Consider the following 13980-nt stretch of genomic DNA (forward strand, 5'->3'; position numbering starts at 1 on the left):
GACCATCAACTTGCCGTTCCGTCAGAGGACTGAGCCCATCCACGGCTCCTGCTGGACGCGGCCCCGGACCCGGCCGCGGAGCGCGCCGCCCGGGAGGCCCGGCAGCCCTCCGGACGGCTGGTCACCGCCGCCGAGGTCGCCGGGGCCATCGCCTACCTGGCCGGCCCGCTGTCCGGCGCCACCACCGGCACCGCCCTCGCCGTCGACGGCGGCATGCAGGGCCTCAGGCTGCGCCCGGCGGTGAGCCGGTGACCACCCTCGGCCGCGGCGGTGTCGAGGTCACCCCGCTCGGCTTCGGCGCCGCCTCGCTCGGCAACCTGTACACCCCGCTGGACGACGAGCAGGCCCACGGCGCCGTGCGCGCCGCCTGGCAGCGGGGCGTCCGCTACTTCGACACGGCCCCGCACTACGGCCTCGGCCTGTCGGAGCGGCGGCTCGGCGAGGCCCTCGGGGAGTACGACCGCGCCCGGTACACCGTCTCCACGAAGGTCGGCCGCCGCCTCGAGCCCGCCGACGGCACCGGCGACGACCTGACGAGCGGCTTCGCCGTACCCGCGACCCACCGCCGCGTGTGGGACTTCAGCGCCGACGGCGTCCGCCGCACCCTGGAGGCGAGCCTGGACCGCCTCGGCCTGGACCGCGTCGACATCGTCTACCTCCACGATCCCGACGACCACGCCGAGCAGGCCTTCCGCGAGGGCTATCCGGCCCTGGAGAAGCTGCGCGCCGAAGGCGTCGTCCGCGCGATCGGCGCGGGCATGAACCAGGCCCGGATGCTCACCCGGTTCGTCCGCGACACCGACGTGGACGTCGTCCTGTGCGCGGGCCGTTACACCCTGCTCGACCAGAGCGCCGCGGGCGAGCTGCTGCCCACGGCCGCCGAGCACGGGGTGCCGGTGGTCCTCGGCGGTGTCTTCAACTCGGGCCTGCTGGCGGATCCGGCCCCCGGATCGACGTACGACTACGCGCGCGTGCCACCGGACTTGCTGGCCCGCGCCCTGCGCATCAAGGCGGTCGCCGAGCGGCACGGCACCACCCTGCGGGCCGCCGCGCTGAACTTCGCCATCGCCCATCCGGCCGTCGTCTGCGTCCTGCCCGGCCCCCGTTCCGCGGCCGAAGTCCACGACTGCGCCGGCCAGTTCGCGGCGCGGGCCCCGTCCGGGTTCTGGCAGGAGCTGCGGCAGTCCGGCCTGCTGCCCCGAGAGGATGGTCCCGTATGAGGGTCGCCCTGCACACCAAGGTCCGCGCCGACCGGATCGCCGAGTACGAGGCGGCCCACCGCGAGGTCCCGAAGGCGCTCACCGACGCCATCCGCGCCGCCGGCGCCACCTCCTGGACCATCTGGCGCAGCCGCACCGACCTGTTCCACCTGGTGGAGTGCGAGGACTACGGCCGCCTGCTCGCCGAACTCGAGAAGCTCCCGGTCAACGTGGCCTGGCAGGCGCGGATGTCCGAGCTGCTCGACGTCGTCCACGACTACTCCCCAGGCGGCGCCGACGCCGGTCTGCCCGTCGTATGGGAACTGCCGTGACCGTCGACGCCCACCACCACGTCTGGGACCTGACGGTCCGCGACCAGGACTGGATCCGGGGCCACGAACTCAGTTCCCTGCGAAGGAACTTCACCCTCTCCGACCTGGCGCCCGAGACCCGCGCGGCCGGAGTGGACCGCACGATCCTCGTCCAGACGGTCGCCGTCCCCGAGGAGACCCCCGAGTTGCTGGCCCTGGCGGCCGGACCCGAACCGGTCGCCGGAGTCGTCGGCTGGACCGACCTCACCCGGCCCGGCGTCGCCGGCGAACTGGCCCGACTGCGCGAACTGCCCGGCGGACACCGGCTGAAGGGCATCCGCCACCAGGTGCAGTCCGAACCCGACCCCGAGTGGCTGCTGCGACCGGACGTGCGGCGCGGCCTCACCGCCGTGGCCGACGCCGGGCTGGTCTACGACCTGGTGGTCCTGCCCCACCAGCTCCCGGCCTGCGCCGAGGCGGCCGCGGCGCTGCCGCACCTCACCTTCGTCCTCGACCACCTGGGCAAGCCGCCCATCGCCTCGGGCACCCTCGAACCCTGGGCATCCCGCCTGCGCGCGCTGGCCGCCCTGCCCAACACCGTCGCCAAGCTCTCCGGCCTGGTCACCGAGGCCGACCGGGCCGGCTGGACCACCGGCGACCTGCGCCCGTACGCCGCCACCGCCCTGGAGGCCTTCGGCCCCGACCGCCTGATGTTCGGCTCCGACTGGCCCGTGTGCACCCTGGCCGCCACCTACGGCCAAGTCCTCGAAGTCACAGCGGAGTTGACGGCGGAGCTGAGCGCCGCGGAGCGTACGGCCGTGTACGAGGGCACCGCGCGGCGCGTCTACGACCTCTGAACCTCCCCGGCCAGCCGCGTCGGCGGCAGATACTCCCGCACATACGTCCGCTCCCAGCACGCCCCCGTCTCCCGCAGCTCCCGCCACGTGGTGTAGCGGTAGCGGAAGAGACCGGCGCGGACAAAGCGGGGCGGGGTGTCCGGCGGGAAGGGGGAGCGGCGCAGCAGCCGCAGCGTGTCGCGGTCGTTCTCCAGCAGGCGTTCCACCAGGCCGCCGAACCACTCCCCGGCGTAGGCGGGCGAGAGCGCGGCGAACCACATCAGCCAGTCCAGGCGCAGATGGTAGGGCGCGAACTGGCGCGGCCAGTGGCGCGGCCGGCCCGGCTTGCCCCGGAACTCGTACTCCCGCCAGTCGGAATCCTCCCGGGGCACCTCGTCCAGCGTGCCCTCGACGACCACCTCGTAGCGCACCCGGCTGACGCTGCCGAACGCGCCGTAGGTGTTCACCAGGTGCAGCGGGTCGAAGGAGCGGTTCATGACCTGGCGACGGGAGACCATGTTCACCACCGGGTGGTAGCTCAGGCCCACCAGCAGCGCGGCGACCGCGAGCACCACGACCTCGTACCACAGCGGCGCCGGCGGCACGGACGGCGCCGTCGCCGGGAGCCGCAGCGCGGACAGGGCCAGCACGATGGCGATCCAGTTCAGCCAGGAGAAGTTCCCGGAGAGCACCAGCCAGAGCTGCGTGACGATCATCAGCGCGGCCGCGGCCGAGGCGATCGGCTGGGGGGTGAACAGCAGGACCGGCACGGCCAACTGCGTGAAGTGGTTGGCGGCCACCTCCACCCGGTGCAGCGGCTTCGGAAGATGGTGGAAGAACCAGCTCAGCGGACCCGGCATGGGCTGCGTCTCGTGGTGGTAGTACAGGCAGGTCAGCTTCCGCCAGCAGGCGTCGCCGCGGAGCTTGATCAGCCCGGCGCCGAACTCGACCCGGAACAGGATCCAGCGCAGCAGGAACAGCACGACCACCGGCGGCGCCACCTCGTCGTTGCCGAGGAACGCGGCCAGGAAGCCCGTCTCCAGCAGCAGCGACTCCCAGCCGAACGCGTACCAGGTCTGGCCCACGTTCACGATCGACAGGTACAGCGCCCACGGCACCAGCCACAGCAGGATGCCCGCCCACAGCGGCAGCAGGGAGTCCGCCCCCGCGAGCAGCGCGGCCGACACCGCGCAGCCCGCCCAGGCCACGGCCGCGAAGAACCGGTCCGAGTAGTGCAGGTGGAACAGGCTCGGCGCCCGCCGGAAGGGGATCCGCGTCAGGTAACGGGGGATGGGCAGCATGCCGCGCTCGCCCAGCAGAGCCCGGAACTGCAGGGCCGCCGTCAGGAACGCGACGAGATACAGGGCGGCCAGAGCCCGCTGGAGGACCAGCCGGCTCAGCCAGTAGTCGGATGCGGTGAACCAGTCCACGGCTGCGTCGCCTCCATCATGGCGTTGCCGCCGAGTTGCCAGCCAAAAGGGTGCAATGCAAACAATAGTGAGCAATTACCCACAGTGATGCGGAGTGCACGGTGCGCATACCCCCCGGATCCATCGTCGCGGCCTGCGTGCTCTCGGTGGCGCTGCTCCTCGCGGGCTGCGCCGGCACCGCCGTCAAGGAAGCCCAGCTGGGCGAGGAGGTTTTTCTGCAGCCCTCCGCGGCCCAGGGGCCCGACCCGTTCACCGACTCGACGGCGACCGGCCCCACGGCCACCGCGACGAGGCCGACCGCCGGCGACCGGACCGCTGATATCAGCGCGCCGCCCGCCGGGCTGGCCGTCGCCCCACTGGCGGCGGCGCGCACCCTGTCGGGGGAGACCCCCGGGCTCTACAGCGGCAGCGCGCACGTCGCGGGCTGCGACGCCGAGCGGCAGATCGGCCGGCTCGCGGCGGACCGGGCCAGGGGCGAGGCCTTCGCCCACGCGGTCGGCGTCTCCCGCCCGGCCCTGCCCGGCTATCTGCGCGGACTGACCCCGGTCCTGCTCCGCGCCGACACCCGCGTCACCAACCACGGTTACCGCGGCGGACGGGTGACCGGATACCAGGCCGTGCTCCAGGCCGGCACCGCCGTGCTCGTCGACAACCGGGGCGTGCCACGGGTGCGCTGCGCCTGCGGCAACCCGCTGCGGCCGCCCGAGGAGTCCCGCGGCGGCGTCGGGGCCCGGGGCACCGCCTGGTCCGGCTACCGGCCGAACCAGGTGATCGTGGTGGCCCCGGCGCCGAAGACCGTCCGCAGTCTGACCCTCGTCGACGTCAGGACGAACACCTGGATCGAACGCCGGATCGGTCTCGACGTGGGCAAGGACCACGTCGTGGCCCCGCCCGTCCGGTCCACCACCGCGCCCCCGGACGCGGCGCTCACCGTCCCCACCCACCTCCCACCGCCGGGCACCGGGCAGCCGAACGCCCCCACGAACCGGCCGGGCGTCGCCGCGGGCGAGACCGGCGGCGGGTCCCCCGATGCCACACGCCCGGCCCAGGCCCCCACCACCGGCTGCGCGCCCCCGGCACTGCCACAGCCGGCCGGCCCCGCGGCCTGTCCCATGGCCCCCTCCGTGGCCGGCGACCGCGGCGGGGCCGCGAACAGCGCCAGGGGCTCGGGCTCCGGGCCCGGATCAGGCTCCGGATCCGGATCCAGTTCGGGCTCGGGCCCGGGTTCAGCCTCCGGTTCCGGCTCCGGCACCGGTTCAGCCTCCGGCTCCGGCTCCGGCTCCGGCTTCGACGCCGGCTCCGCGGAGCAGCGCACCCCGCTCTCCGGTACGGCCCTCCCGCAGGACCCGTCGGCCCTCGGCCCCGCGCCGGCCACCCCCGGCGAGATCGGCTCGACCGGTGCCGCCGACACCCCCGGTGAGATCGGCCCGACCGCCGCCGCGGACACCCCCGCCGAGGTCGGCCCGACCCGCGCCGCGGACACCCCCGGCCAGGTCGGTCCGACCGGCTCGCCGGACACCCGCGACGACATCGGCCCGCGCAGCGTTCCCGAGACCCCCGATCCACGCGACTTCGAGGGCCTGATCCCGGACTCCCCGCCCGACTCCCCGCCCGGCTCCTCGGGGGCCTCCGACAGCGTCCCCGACAGTCCGGCCGGTGCCGTCGACGGCTGAGTAGGGGCCCCGACCGTGTCCGTCCGACGGGGTCGAAGAATCCGGCGAATCCTGGCAAGGTGGCCCCATGGCTGATCGGGGAGCGCGTGCCCTGATACTCCCGGAGGACTGGCCCGCCCACCCGGACCCGATCCTGGCGCTCAACCGCATGGGCACCTTCGACTGGGACCTGGACACGGGCCTGTTCCACATGGACGCCCAGGCGCACGCGGTGTTCGACCTGCTGCCCGAGGAGTACGACGGACGCCCCGAGTCCCTGATCGTGCGGGTGCCGCAGCCGGAGGCGGCCCGGCTGGACTCGGTGGTGGCCCGGGCCATCAAGGACGGCAGCGAGAACTACGGGGCCTACTTCTGCATCCGCTGCCGGGACGGCGCCCCCCGCTGGACCCACACCCAGGGCTACATCCGCCGCGACACGACCGGCCGCCCGCGCCGGGTCGTCGGCATCGTCCGCGACGCCACGGAGGAACTCGCCGACAGCGCGCCCCGCAGCCTGCGCGCCGCCCAGGACGAGGCCTTCCGCCAGCAGACCAACATCGTCCAGGTCATCTCCGCCGCCCTCGCCCACGCCCGCAGCGTCCAGGACGTCATCGCCGTCCTCAAGGACACCCACGGCATCCGGCACCTCGGCGCCGCCAGCCTGGTGATGGGACTGGTGGAGGCCGGCCGGATCCGGCTCGTCGCCGAGGGCCCCGCCACCGCCTCCGTCCCCGGCACCCGGATCACCCGGATAGACGAGCCGTACCCGATGGGCGAGGTCGTCCGCACGCTCAGCCCGCGCTTCATCGAATCGCCGGAGGAGTTCGCCGCCGACTACCCCATCCTCTGGCCGCACCTGACCGGCCTGCACATCACCTCGGCCGCCTACCTCCCGCTGATCGCCCAGGCCCGCCCGATCGGCGCGATGGGCCTGCTCTACAGCGACCGGCGCGGCTTCTCGGCCGAGGAGCGCGCCGTCCTGATGGCCCTCGGCAGCAGCATCGCGCAGAGCATGCAGCGCGCCATGCTCTACGAGCAGGACAAGGACCTCGCCCAGGGCCTGCAGCAGGCCATGCTGCCCCGCACCATCCCCAGCGTGCGCGGCGCCGACATCGCCGTCCGCTACCGGTCGGCCGCCCTGGGCCGGGACATCGGCGGCGACTGGTATGACCTGATCCCGCTGCCCGGCGGCCGGGTCGGCGCGGTCATCGGCGACGTCCAGGGCCACGACACGCACGCGGCGGCCGTGATGGGCCAGCTGCGGATCGTGCTGCGCGCCTACGCCGCCGAGGGGCACACCCCGGCGACGGTGATGGCCCGCGCCTCCGTCTTCCTCCACGAACTCGACACCGACCGCTTCGCCACCTGCCTGTACGCCGAGGCCGACCTGTCCACCGGGGTCGTCCAGGTGGTCCGCGCCGGGCACATCGACCCGCTGATCCGGGACGCCGACGGCAGCTGCCGCCGCATCCCCGTCGAGGGCGGACTGCCGCTCGGGCTGTCCGCCGAGTTCGGCCGGCTGGCGTATCCCGTCTCCACCCTCGAACTCGACCCCGGTGACACCCTGCTGCTGTGCACCGACGGGCTCGTCGAGCAGCCAGGCGCCGACCTCGACGACGGCATGCGCGCCCTGGCGGACCGCATCTGCGAGGGCCCCGACGACGTACGCGCCCTCGCTGACCGGCTGATCCAGCTGGCCGAGGAGCAGGGCGGCGACGACGACGTGGCCCTGCTCCTGCTGCGCCGCCATGTCCCGGAGGCGGCGCGGCCCGGCGGCCGCCTCCAGCAGCACGTGGCCCCGGGCGACCCCGAGGCCCTGACCCAGGCCCGGCACATGATCCGCGCGGCGGTCCGCTCCTGGGGCGCCGGCGAGCGCGCCGACGAGATCGAGCTGGTCGGCGACGAGCTGATCACCAACGCCCTGATGCACACCGAGGGCGCCGCGATCCTCACCCTGCGGGCCCTCGGCACCAGGGACCGCAAGCTCCGCATCGAGGTGGAGGACTCCTCCAGCGCCCTGCCCCGTCGCCGCGACGCGGGGGAGAGCGGTGTCTCCGGCCGCGGCCTGCTCCTCGTGGACATGCTCGCCGACGACTGGGGCGTGGAGGCGCGCGGCGGCGGCAAGGCGGTCTGGTGCGAGTTCCGGCTGACCGACGGCGACGAGTGAGCCGCGGGGCGTTGTCGGTGCCGGATGGCACTCTGGACGTATGCCGGAACTGCCCGAGGTAGAAGCGCTGACGGACTTCCTCACCGAGCACCTGGTCGGCCGCCGGGTGGTGCGGGTGCTGCCGGCCGCCGTCAGCGTCCTGAAGACGTACGACCCGCCCGTCACCGCCCTCGAGGGCGCCCGGGTGACCGCCGTGCGCCGGCACGGCAAGTTCCTGGACCTCGAGACGGACGGCGGACTCCACCTGGTGACCCATCTGGCCCGCGCCGGCTGGCTCCAGTGGAAGGACCGGCTGCCCGACGGCCCGCCCAAGCCGGGCAAGGGCCCCCTCGCGCTGCGGGTGGCGCTGGAGACGGGCGAGGGCTTCGACCTCACCGAGGCCGGCACCCAGAAACGCCTCGCGGTGTACGTCGTCCGTGATCCGCACGAGGTGCCGGGCATCGTCCGCCTCGGCCCCGACCCGCTCGCCGCCGGCTTCGACGAGGACCGCCTGGCCGCCCTGCTCAAGGACGAGAGACGGCAGCTGAAGGGCGCCCTGCGGGACCAGTCCCTGATCGCCGGCATCGGCAACGCCTACAGCGACGAGATCCTGCACGCGGCGAGGATGTCCCCGTTCAAGCTCGCCGCGTCCCTCACCCCGGAGGAGACCCACCAGCTGTACGAGGCGCTGCGCACCACCCTCACCGAGGCGGTCGAGCGCTCCCGGGGGGTGGCCGCCGGACGGCTGAAGTCCGAGAAGAAGAGCGGCCTGCGCGTCCACGGCCGCACCGGCGAGGCCTGCCCGGTGTGCGGCGACACCATCCGCGAGGTCTCCTTCAGCGACTCCTCGCTGCAGTACTGCCCCACCTGCCAGACGGGCGGCAAGCCCCTCGCGGACCGCAGACTCTCCCGGCTGCTGAAGTGACCCGCTACTGCGCGGTGAGCGTCACCAGGTGCTGCCCGTCCTGGGTGCGCACCTCGTAGCGGGCGATCTCGTCCGGATGCATCGCGGAGGCGCCGAGCGCGGTGAGCATGGGGGCGCCGTGCCCGGAGTCGGTCCAGGTGCCGATGACCTGTTCGGAGCCGTCGCGGCCCACGACGACGAACCGGCAGGTGTGCGGCCCGGTGCCGTCCTTCACCTTCAGCCGCAGCTGACTGCCGGCGTCCCCGTCGGCGGCCCTGACCTCGGCCCACACCCCGGTGTGCGGATCGGTCGCCGTGACGACCCCGGCCGCCGGATCGGCGTGTCCCGAGAAGGCCACGATCCCCGGTCCGGCCACGGCCAGCACCACGGAGGCGGCCAGCCCGTACAGAAAACGGCGGCGCCGCGCCCGGTGCCGGTGCCCCAGCTCGCCGAGCAGCCTGTCCAGCAGCCGGGGACCGGGCTGCGCCATGGGGTGCACAAAGCGCGGCGTGGCCCGTCGGTACAGCATCAACTGCCGTGCCGCAGGCCCGAATTCGGTCACCTGTGCCGCGCACTGAGGGCACTCCATGAGGTGGTCCTCGAAGCGGAAGGCTTCCGCCTCGTCCAGCACGCCGAGCGCGTACGCGCCGACGTCGCGATGCCGTTCCAGGGACCTCATGCCGAATCCTCGTGCCGATGGGTGTGGGTGGGGTTACTCCTTGCTCCCATCCGTACGCAGTCGACAGCCGAATCACTCAAGCCACGCAGAGAATCGCGGACAGAGATTCGGAGCGGCCCGGCCCACGGATTGGTCCGATTCCGGAAAACTTCCGGAACCCGACCGACCGGCGGACCGGACGGCCGTGGAACGGGCTGGCACCCAGGCCGGACGCCTCCCGGAAGCGGACTGCCCTCCGGGCCGGACGCCGCCCGGAAACAGCATGCGTCTCAGCCGTACGCCATCGGCAAACAGCATGCCCCTCAGCCGGACGACGCCCGGAACCCGGCCGACACGCGGACCGGACGCCACCCGGAAACAGCATGGCGCCCGGGCCGGACGACGCCCGGCGACCGGAAGACGCCCGGACACCGCTCGCCGCCAGGCCCCCGCCCGTCAGAACAGATGGATCGCCAGGTGCCCCAGGGGCAGTCCGAGCCGCCAGGCCGGGGTCCATACCTTCGGTCCGTCGTCCTCGCCGATCAGCGCGCCGCCGCCCGGCACCGCGTCCAGGTCCGGGGCCAGCAGCTCCGTCTCCTCCAGCCAGCGCCAGGCGTCCGCCGCCAGCGCCAGGTCGGGCGAGGGGGCGGCGGAGCCGGCCGCCCGGTCGGCCAGCTCGGCCATGCGCTCCTGTACCCAGTCCCGCCACGGCTGGTCGTAGGCCGTCAGCGACAGCCAGTGCTCCAGCTGGGAGATCACCCGGATGCCGGAGAGTTCCCCGTCGGTGTCGGACAGGAAGACGGTCAGCGCCAGCGCGTCCCGGCCGGCCCGGAACTCGAAGGACGTCGGCGGCATCAGATCGCCGGTGCGCAGCAGCTCGTCGGCGATGTACTCGGCGTACAACCAGGCCATGGGGACGGCCAGTTCACCGCCGCCGGTACCGTCCGTGCTCTCGTGACCTCTGTGCAGCATTCCTTCCTGCCCTTCCTCCGGTGCGTGCGCGTCACCCGTTCCCCCGGGACCCGCCCCCGCCCGGAACATGGATGAGGACAGCCCATTGCCCAGGAGGGGGCCACAGCAAGGCGCTTTGCCGAGGTTTGACCAGGCTTCCGGTTTCACCGCAGGTCGGTCGTATAACCCGGAAGGACCCGGCGCAGGGCACGGAGCGCGTAGTACGCGCGGGACTTCACGGTACCGGGTGGAATGCCGAGGGTCTGTGCCGCTTCCGCCACACTGGCCCCGAGGAAATACACCAGTACAAGGACGTCACGGTGTTCCGGCGTGAGTGTCTTCACAGCCTCCCGGACGTCCAGCATCGCGGCGGCCCGCTCGGCGTGGTCGGCGGTGATCCGCGCGCTCTCCGGGACGGCGTCGCCGATCTCCGGGGGCCGCGCCTGCCGGGCCCGCCGGGCGTCGATCGCGAGCCGCCGGGCGACGGTCAGCAACCAGGGCCGTACGGAGTCGAAGCCGGTGGCGTGCAGCGCCTCGGGGTGCTGCCAGGCGCGCAGCAGCGTCTCCTGGACGAGGTCCTCCGCACGCTGCCGGTCCCCGTCGCAGAGCCGGAGCAGCAGGGCGAAGAGGGGGCCGCCGTGCTCGCGCTGGAGCGCGGCCAGCTCGTGCTCGGCGGTCGTCGTCCCGTGGGTCGGCGGTGTCGTGCGGTGGATCAGTGAGGTTCCGGCCGTCATGGCCGTATCGCAGCGCGGGGGGCGGCCGGCGGACAGGGCGCGCGCACGGCTCTGCGACGGACGGTCGATCGCGTCGGCGAACGGTAGGGCGAGCGTTCCTGGGCCGCTCGGGGGTGGCTCCGGATGGGGCAATGAGAGTACCTGGGCTGCTTATACGGAGAGTCGCCTTTATACCTATATGCCTGGCACGGCAATGTCTGCGCATACGACGTCCGTACAGACGAAATGATCCTGGGGTGAACTGATGATCGGACGCAGACAGCAGGTGGCGCTGGCCCTGACCGCCGTCCTGGCCGCCGCGGCCGCCTGCCAGAACCAGGAGCGGCAGGACTCCGTCGACGGAGCGCCCGCGCCCGCCGTCACCCGCGGCTTCACCCTCGTCGCCTCGGGTGACGTCCTGGCGCACCCCTCCGTGGTCGACCGCGCCGCCTACGACGCCCAAGGCGGCGGCTACGACTTCCGGCCCATGCTCTTCGGCGTCGAACCCGTGATCAGCGGCGCCGACCTGGCGCTGTGTCACATGGACACCGTCTACGGCGCCGCCGGCGAGCGCTCCGGATCCCCCGCCCTGAAGTCCCCGCCCCAGATGGCCCTGGGCCTCGTCGAGACCGGCTACGACGGCTGCTCCACCGCCTCCGACCACGCCCTGGACGACGGCGCCCCCGGTGTCCAACGCACCCTGGACACGATGGACGCGGTGGGCCTCAGACACGCCGGGACCGCCCGCACCGAGGCCGAGGCCCGCTCCGTGACCCTGTACCAGGCCGGTCCGGCGAAGGTCGCGCAGCTGTCGTACACCTTCGGCACCGGCGACCGCCCGCTGCCGGCCGGAGCGTCCTGGGCGGTCAGTCTGACCGACCCGGACCGGATGATCGCCGACGCGCGCGCCGCCCGGCAGGCCGGCGCAGACGTGGTCGTGGTCTCCGTGCACTGGGGCCCCGAATGGCAGGACGCCCCCGACCAGACGCAGCTCGACCTCGCCCGGCGGCTCACCGCCGCCGCCACGGGCGGCCGCCCCGACATCGACCTGATCCTCGGCACCCACGCCCATGTCCCGCAGCCGTACGAGAAGGTCAACGGCACCTGGGTGATCTACGGCATGGGCGACCAGATCGCCGGCGAGATGTACAACGACCGGGGCGCCCGCGACTCGCGCAGCAACGAGTCCACCATCGGCCGCTTCACCTTCGCCCCGCCCGCCCGTCCCGGCGGACGCTGGCAGGTCACGCGGGCCGAGTTCCTCCCGCAGCTGTACGACCTCGACGCGGGCCGCGTCGTCGACGTCAACCGGGCCATCGCCGGGGGCGCCGAGCTGGGCGGGGTCCGCGACCGGATCCGGGACGTGGTGCTCAGCCGCGGCGCCGCCAAGGACGGCCTGGTCATGGGGGAGTGATCACTCGGCCGGCGGGCGCCCGGCCAGCGCCGAGCGCTTGTACGAGTAGCTGAAGTAGATCACGCAGCCGATCACGAACCACACCGCGAACCGCACCCACGTCTGCCACTGCAGAAACGTGATCAGCCAGATCGAGAAGACGATGCCCAGGGCGGGCACGAACGGCATCCACGGCGTGCGGAAGGTGCGCGGCAGGTCCGGACGCCGGTAGCGCAGCCTGATCACCGCCGCGCACACCACGACGAACGCCAGGAGGATGCCGATGTTGGTCAGCTCGGCCGCCTCGGCGATCGGCAGGAACCCGGCGATGAGGCCCGACGCCACCCCGACGATCCAGGTCACCCGGGTCGGCACGTGCCTCGTCGGGTGCGTCTTGGCGAACCACCTCGGCAGCAGGCCGTCCCGGGACATCGCGAACCACACCCGGGTCACGCCCAGCATGAACGTGAACATCACGGTGAGGATGCCGATGATCGCGCCCACCGCGATCACGTCGGCCAGCCCGCTCAGCCCCACCGACTTGAACGCCGAGGAGAAGCCGCTCTCCGGGTCGATGTCCTTGTAGTTCTGCATGCCGGTCAGCACCAGGCAGGCCGCCACGTACAGCACCATGGAGATCGCCAGCGAGTAGATGATCGCCTTCGGCATGTGCCGCTGCGCGTCCTTCGACTCCTCGGCCGCCGTCGACATCGCGTCGTAGCCGAACACCGCGAAGAACACCGTCGCCGCACCGGTGAAGGCGCCGCTGATACCGAAGGGGAAGAAGGGGTGGTAGTTCGCGCTGTTGATGTGGAACACGCCCACCGCGATCACCAGCAGCACCACCACCACCTTCAGCGCGACCACGAACGTCTCGAAGCGGGCCGCGCTGCGGATGCCGAGATTCAGCAGCCAGGCGATCAGCAGGCACAGCACGACCGCGAACAGGTCCACCCGGTGCCCGGGGCCGGTGCCGGGCGCGCCCAGCATCCAGTGCGGCAGGTTCGCGCCCATCTCCTGGACCAGGAAGCCGAAGTAGCCGGAGATGCCGATCGCGACGACCGCCACGATCGCCGTGTACTCCAGCAGCAGGTCCCAGCCGATGAACCAGCCCGCGAACTCACCGAGCACCGCGTAGCCGTAGGTGTACGCCGACCCCGCCTTCGGGATCAGCCCCGCGAACTCGGCGTACGACAGCGCCGCACACGCGCTCGCGACGCCGGCGATCAGGAAGGACACCAGCACCGCGGGCCCGGCCGTGCCGTGGGCCACCGTGCCGGCGAGCGTGAAGATGCCGGCGCCGATGATGCCGCCCACACCGATCGCCGTGAGCTGCCACAGCCCGAGCGACCTCTCCAGCCGGGGGCCCTCGCCGACCTCCGTCTCCTCGATGTGCTCGATGGGTTTGCGGCGGAGAATCCCCTCACCCGGGCGGAGCCTTGCCATGTGCCTCACCTCTTCGCCTACGGCAAACGGCTGACGGCCGATCATGATGGCCCAGGTGCGCCCCACTGTGAAGACGCCACGCACGGCCCGGCCCGCAGACCATGTCCGCGAGACCGGTCGCACGCCGGCCGCGTCCCACACCTGACGGCCACAGGTGCGCGGCGGGCCGGACCAGCCGGGTAGGCTCGCCGACGAAGATCTGGTCGGTTCGAGTCCACGGGGCCGGGGTCGGCCTGCTCGGCCGACTGACACCATTGTCGCCGTCCGGCGCACCGCCGCGCCCCGCGCCGACGCGCTGCTCAAGTCCGAGGTGGCCGCCGAGCCCGGCGTCTCCATCGACC

General features: G+C 73.1%; 13 protein-coding genes and 1 pseudogene. 9 read left to right on the forward strand and 5 right to left on the reverse strand.

Annotated features, from left to right (window positions below; translation table 11 throughout):
- Positions 1 to 48: 48 nt before the first annotated feature.
- From ACWEN3_RS25945 to ACWEN3_RS25960, 4 genes and pseudogenes are all read left to right on the forward strand, one after another.
- Positions 49 to 252 (forward strand): annotated as a pseudogene (locus ACWEN3_RS25945) (SDR family oxidoreductase); the annotation flags it as partial.
- A complete protein-coding gene (locus tag ACWEN3_RS25950) occupies positions 249 to 1220 on the forward strand; it encodes an aldo/keto reductase (protein ID WP_452975494.1) in 972 nt (323 codons plus the stop codon). The pseudogene ACWEN3_RS25945 and the gene ACWEN3_RS25950, both read left to right, overlap by 4 nt.
- On the forward strand, positions 1217 to 1531 hold the full coding sequence (locus ACWEN3_RS25955; RefSeq protein WP_452975497.1) for an L-rhamnose mutarotase: 315 nt from the start codon (positions 1217 to 1219) through the stop codon (positions 1529 to 1531). Before ACWEN3_RS25950 ends, ACWEN3_RS25955 begins: the two co-directional genes overlap by 4 nt.
- Positions 1528 to 2367 (forward strand): amidohydrolase family protein, encoded by an 840-nt coding sequence (locus ACWEN3_RS25960; RefSeq protein ID WP_452975500.1) that lies wholly within the window; start codon positions 1528 to 1530, stop codon positions 2365 to 2367. The genes ACWEN3_RS25955 and ACWEN3_RS25960 overlap by 4 nt, the downstream gene beginning before the upstream one ends.
- On the opposite strand, the gene ACWEN3_RS25965 is transcribed toward ACWEN3_RS25960, so the two are convergent.
- Positions 2355 to 3776 (reverse strand): lipase maturation factor family protein, encoded by a 1422-nt coding sequence (locus ACWEN3_RS25965; protein ID WP_452975503.1) that lies wholly within the window; start codon positions 3774 to 3776, stop codon positions 2355 to 2357. The genes ACWEN3_RS25960 and ACWEN3_RS25965 overlap by 13 nt on opposite strands.
- A gap of 101 nt (positions 3777 to 3877) precedes the next feature.
- Here ACWEN3_RS25965 and ACWEN3_RS25970 point away from each other — a divergent pair, with 101 nt between their 5' ends.
- The 3 genes from ACWEN3_RS25970 to ACWEN3_RS25980 all read left to right on the forward strand — a co-directional run bounded on the left by ACWEN3_RS25970 (position 3878) and on the right by ACWEN3_RS25980 (position 8499).
- Positions 3878 to 5449: a DUF6777 domain-containing protein gene (locus ACWEN3_RS25970; protein ID WP_452975506.1), complete on the forward strand. Its 1572-nt coding sequence runs from the start codon at positions 3878 to 3880 to the stop codon at positions 5447 to 5449.
- 67 nt (positions 5450 to 5516) lie between these two features.
- Positions 5517 to 7595, forward strand: a complete 2079-nt coding sequence (locus tag ACWEN3_RS25975; protein WP_452975508.1) for a SpoIIE family protein phosphatase — start codon at positions 5517 to 5519, stop codon at positions 7593 to 7595.
- 40 nt (positions 7596 to 7635) lie between these two features.
- Positions 7636 to 8499 carry an Fpg/Nei family DNA glycosylase gene (locus ACWEN3_RS25980; protein WP_452975511.1) on the forward strand — a complete coding sequence of 288 codons (864 nt, stop codon included), beginning with the start codon at positions 7636 to 7638 and terminating at the stop codon, positions 8497 to 8499.
- Positions 8500 to 8503: 4 nt separating this feature from the next.
- Here ACWEN3_RS25980 and ACWEN3_RS25985 read toward each other — a convergent pair whose 3' ends face one another.
- From ACWEN3_RS25985 to ACWEN3_RS25995, 3 genes are all read right to left on the reverse strand, one after another.
- A complete protein-coding gene (locus tag ACWEN3_RS25985; protein ID WP_452975514.1) occupies positions 8504 to 9157 on the reverse strand; it encodes a zf-HC2 domain-containing protein in 654 nt (217 codons plus the stop codon).
- A 435-nt stretch (positions 9158 to 9592) separates the two neighbouring features.
- Positions 9593 to 10108 (reverse strand): hypothetical protein, encoded by a 516-nt coding sequence (locus ACWEN3_RS25990; RefSeq protein ID WP_452975517.1) that lies wholly within the window; start codon positions 10106 to 10108, stop codon positions 9593 to 9595.
- 143 nt (positions 10109 to 10251) lie between these two features.
- Positions 10252 to 10821, reverse strand: coding sequence for a sigma-70 family RNA polymerase sigma factor (locus tag ACWEN3_RS25995; RefSeq protein ID WP_452975520.1), 570 nt, complete (start codon positions 10819 to 10821; stop codon positions 10252 to 10254).
- A 244-nt stretch (positions 10822 to 11065) separates the two neighbouring features.
- Between ACWEN3_RS25995 and ACWEN3_RS26000 the strand changes: the two genes are divergently transcribed.
- The gene (locus tag ACWEN3_RS26000) at positions 11066 to 12214 is read left to right on the forward strand and encodes a CapA family protein (protein WP_452975523.1); all 1149 of its coding nucleotides are present in this window, start codon (positions 11066 to 11068) and stop codon (positions 12212 to 12214) included.
- Here ACWEN3_RS26000 and ACWEN3_RS26005 read toward each other — a convergent pair whose 3' ends face one another.
- Positions 12215 to 13639 carry an APC family permease gene (locus ACWEN3_RS26005; protein ID WP_452975525.1) on the reverse strand — a complete coding sequence of 475 codons (1425 nt, stop codon included), beginning with the start codon at positions 13637 to 13639 and terminating at the stop codon, positions 12215 to 12217.
- A 154-nt stretch (positions 13640 to 13793) separates the two neighbouring features.
- On the opposite strand from ACWEN3_RS26005, the gene ACWEN3_RS26010 reads away from it, so the two are divergent.
- Positions 13794 to 13980 (forward strand): hypothetical protein (locus ACWEN3_RS26010; RefSeq protein ID WP_452975528.1); only part of this gene is annotated, 187 nt, incomplete at its 3' end.

Source organism: Streptomyces sp. NPDC004561 (assembly GCF_053602155.1).

Excerpts from the sequence above, each read along its gene's own strand:
- ACWEN3_RS25975 (WP_452975508.1), top strand. The coding sequence starts at position 5,517 with ATGGCTGATCGGGGAGCGCGTGCCCTGATACTCCCGGAGGACTGGCCC.
- ACWEN3_RS25980 (WP_452975511.1), top strand. The coding sequence starts at position 7,636 with ATGCCGGAACTGCCCGAGGTAGAAGCGCTGACGGACTTCCTCACCGAG.
- ACWEN3_RS25990 (WP_452975517.1), bottom strand. The coding sequence starts at position 10,108 with ATGCTGCACAGAGGTCACGAGAGCACGGACGGTACCGGCGGCGGTGAA.
- ACWEN3_RS26000 (WP_452975523.1), top strand. The coding sequence starts at position 11,066 with ATGATCGGACGCAGACAGCAGGTGGCGCTGGCCCTGACCGCCGTCCTG.
- ACWEN3_RS25995 (WP_452975520.1), bottom strand. The coding sequence starts at position 10,821 with ATGACGGCCGGAACCTCACTGATCCACCGCACGACACCGCCGACCCAC.
- ACWEN3_RS26005 (WP_452975525.1), bottom strand. The coding sequence starts at position 13,639 with ATGGCAAGGCTCCGCCCGGGTGAGGGGATTCTCCGCCGCAAACCCATC.
- ACWEN3_RS25985 (WP_452975514.1), bottom strand. The coding sequence starts at position 9,157 with ATGAGGTCCCTGGAACGGCATCGCGACGTCGGCGCGTACGCGCTCGGC.
- ACWEN3_RS25955 (WP_452975497.1), top strand. The coding sequence starts at position 1,217 with ATGAGGGTCGCCCTGCACACCAAGGTCCGCGCCGACCGGATCGCCGAG.